The sequence below is a fragment of the Nonomuraea sp. NPDC003201 genome (genome assembly GCF_053590415.1).
This window is the reverse complement of sequence record NZ_JBSFTC010000596.1, coordinates 1-3,403: the sequence shown is the minus strand read 5'-3', so window position 1 is coordinate 3,403 and position 3,403 is coordinate 1. Positions and strand designations below refer to the sequence as shown.

Sequence of the window (3,403 nt, the reverse complement as noted above, 5' to 3'; positions counted from 1 at the left end):
GCTCGTCGCCGCTCGCCGCGCCGAACTCGACCGGTGCAGGGCTGACCGGCACCGCACCGACCACGAGCCACGGCGACCCGGCGCCGAGCCGCGCGGTCGCGTGCGTGACGAGCCGCCGGAGACGGTCGTGCTGTTCGATCATCGTCGGTACTCCGGTGGTCAGAACAGCTTGCGGGCCTCGGAGCCGGCGAGCAGACGAATCCGGCCGTAGGCGGGTTCGTCAGCATGGCGGTCCAGCCGGAGCCGGTGCGGGTGACCGGGACGGGATGCCAGGTGGCGCTGTACTTCGCCGGGGCCGTCGTCACCGTGCTCCGGGCGCGCTCGTACGCGACCGTCGTCTTTCCCCTGCTCTACCTGGGCCCGATGATCGCCGCCCTGGCGCTGGGATACATCGCCTGACGGGCCACCGGCGCGCTCGCCGTCTCGTGCCAGCGGCCGCGTCAGGGCGGCGACGGTCCGGTATCAGAGCGGTCGGAGATGGTGGACGCCATGAACGGTTCAGCGCCTGTCCGTTCAGCTGCCACAGTACTGAAGGAGCCTCCCATGGCCGTCACCCTCACCGACCAGGACAAGCTCACCCTGCGGACCGCCGCGTACGGTGCCGTCTCGCTGCTGGCCGCCGCCGGCGCCGCAGGCTCGCCCCACAGGATCGCCACCGAGGGCTCCATCGCCCTGGCCTCCGCGACCGGCCTGGTCGGCCACGTGCTCGCCGCGAAGACCAGAGACATCAAGCTGAACGGCAAGTCCGTGGCCGACCTCGCCGACCACGTGCTGCCGGCCCTGACAGCCGCCATGAGCCTGCTCAACAAGCAGGACCCGGCCGAGGCCGGCAACTTCCGCAACACCGTCATCGTCGCCCTCGAAGCAGGCACCCACCAGGGCAGCCCCGGCCCCGTCGTGGCGGAGATGGTCCGCAAGATCACCGGAGCCCTCGACGCCGCTTCGGTCACCCTGCCGTCCGGGCCGGATCGCCCGGAGCTGCGGAAGGCCATCCAGGAGATCGTCGATTCCGGTTTCACCGGGGTGACGCTGCGCGTGCACGACGAGCGGGGCGAGTGGGTCGGCAGTGCCGGCCGGCGCAAGCTGGGCCAGACCGCCACCCCACCGGTCAACGGGCACGTCCGGATCGGCAGCAACACCAAGACCTTCACCGCGACCGTGGTGCTGCAGCTGGTGGGCGAGGGCAGGATCGGGCTGGACACTCCGGTGGATGACTACCTGCCCGAGTTCGGGCTGGACCGGCGGATCACGGTGCGCATGCTGCTGCAGCACACCAGCGGGGTGTTCAACTTCACCGGCGATCACTACCCCGAGCACGTGCCGGGGATCGTCTGGTCGGGCCAGGAGTGGGTGGACAACCGGTTCAGGACCTACCGGCCGGAGGAGCTGGTACGGCTGGCGCTGTCCAAGCCGGCACGGTTCGAGCCGGGGACCGACTGGAGCTACTCCAACACCAACTACGTCCTGGCCAGGCTGCTGATCGAGAAGGTCACCGGCCGCTCGTACGCCGAGGAGATGCGGCGGCTGATCCTGGAGCCGCTCGGCCTGACGGGCACCGTGGTGCCGGACACCTCGCCGGAGATCCCCGAGCCGCACGCCCACGCCTACTACCGGTACGGGGAGGCCGGCCGGCAGGAGACGGTCGACGTCACCCGCCAGAACCCCTCCTGGATCTCCACCGGCGGTGACATGATCTCGACCACCCAGGACCTGCACACGTTCATCTCCGCGCTGCTGGGCGGCAAGCTCCTGCCGGCCGAGCTGCTGGCCGAGATGTGCACCCCGGAGCCGAAGGTCGGCTACGGGCTGGGCGTGTTCGTGCAGGACACGGAGTGCGGCGGCACCGTCATCACCCACAACGGCGGCATCGCGGGCCACGGGGCGCTGATGTACAGCACGCCCGACGGCGGCAGGACCCTGACCGCCGCGCTGAACTATGTGGACGACGCCGAGCTGTCCCTGGCGGAGGCGTTCCAGAAGGCGACCCGGAGGCTCGTCAACGAGGTGTTCTGCGGCGGGCAGGCCGCGAGCTGAGGAACGCGCGCCCGGTCCACCCGCCTCGCGGATGCATCCTCGATTGAGGGTGCATCGCGACGATAGCGAGGATATTCCGGGAAAGTTTACACCGAGTGTTCAACGATACGGTTGAAGGCATGGACATCAAGGACACAGCCCGGCCGGTCGATGGCGCGAACATCTCGGCGTTCCTCCGGTCGCTTCCCGCCCAGCCCCTGCTGCTGAGCCTGGGCGAGGCCAGGCACTTCGTGGGGGAGCTCGGCGAGTTGCGCAACGAGATCTTCCGGCATCTGGTCGAGCACGAGGGCTACCGGTCGTTCGCCATCGAGAGCGACTGCCTCATGGGCCTCGTGGTGGACGACTACGTCACGACCGGCGCGGGCACGCTCGACGACGTCATGGAACGCGGCTTCAGCCACGCCTTCGGCACGTCACCGGCCAACCGCGAGCTCGTACGCTGGATGCGGGCCTACAACGAGGAGCATGATGAGAAGCTCCGGTTCTTCGGGTTCGACGGCCCCCTGGAGTACTGGGCGGCGAGCCCCCGCCAGGCGCTCACCGCCCTCCACGACCTCCTCGACGGCCCGCTCCTGTGCAGCAGGGAAACCCTCGACACGCTGCTGGGCCCGGACGAGCGGTGGTCGAACGAGGCCACCGCCATGGACCCGTCCCAGTCGATCGGCCGGTCCGCCGACGCCCAGCGGCTGCGGCTGATCGCCGACGACCTGCTGGCGGCGCTCGACACGCAGGCGCCGCAGCTGAGCGTGGAGGACAGGGAGCGGGCGCAACTGTACGGGCGCACCGCCATCGGCCTGCTCCGCTACCACTACTGGATGGCCGACGCCTCCCCGGAAAGGTGGAGCCGGCTGTCGGCGCTGCGGGACGCGATGATGGCCGCCAACCTGCGCGCCATCGCCGAGCACGGCCCGGCCCTGGTCTTCGCCTCCAACCTCCACCTGCAGCGGAACAAGACCCTCATGCCGTTCGGCGACCAGCAGCTGGAGTGGTGGAGCGCGGGGGCGATCGCCGCGACGCACCTGGGAGGCCGGTTCGCCTTCCTGGCCTCGGCCTTCGGCACGGTCGGCGACGACATTCCGTCCTCGGACACCGTCGAGGGCATGCTGTCCACGCTCCCGTGGGAGCACTCTCTCATCGACGCCCGCCGCCTGGCCGAGGCCGTCACGACGCCCGCCAAGCGCGTCTCCGGCGATTTCGCCTATTTCCCGCTGGACCCGGCCCAGCTCGACACGATCGACGGCATCGTCTTCCTCAAGCAGGCCGTCAACCTGAAAAAGCTGGGCTGACAGGCGCGGCCTGCCCGTCGATCACGGCAGGCGCGACGACCCAGTCGCGGGGCAGCATCCCTGTGCAGCTTGCCCTCGGCCAT

At 70.0% G+C, this 3,403-nt stretch carries 3 protein-coding genes; all 3 read left to right on the top strand.

Annotated features, from left to right (window positions below):
• Positions 1 to 225 precede the first annotated feature (225 nt).
• Positions 226 to 399: a hypothetical protein gene (locus tag ACWDX9_RS61340; RefSeq protein ID WP_449973121.1), complete on the top strand. Its 174-nt coding sequence runs from the start codon at positions 226 to 228 to the stop codon at positions 397 to 399.
• Positions 400 to 543: 144 nt separating this feature from the next.
• Positions 544 to 2,034 (top strand): serine hydrolase domain-containing protein, encoded by a 1,491-nt coding sequence (locus tag ACWDX9_RS61335; protein WP_449973120.1) that lies wholly within the window; start codon positions 544 to 546, stop codon positions 2,032 to 2,034.
• 119 nt (positions 2,035 to 2,153) lie between these two features.
• On the top strand, positions 2,154 to 3,320 hold the full coding sequence (locus ACWDX9_RS61330) for an erythromycin esterase family protein (protein WP_449973119.1): 1,167 nt from the start codon (positions 2,154 to 2,156) through the stop codon (positions 3,318 to 3,320).
• Positions 3,321 to 3,403 lie beyond the last annotated feature (83 nt).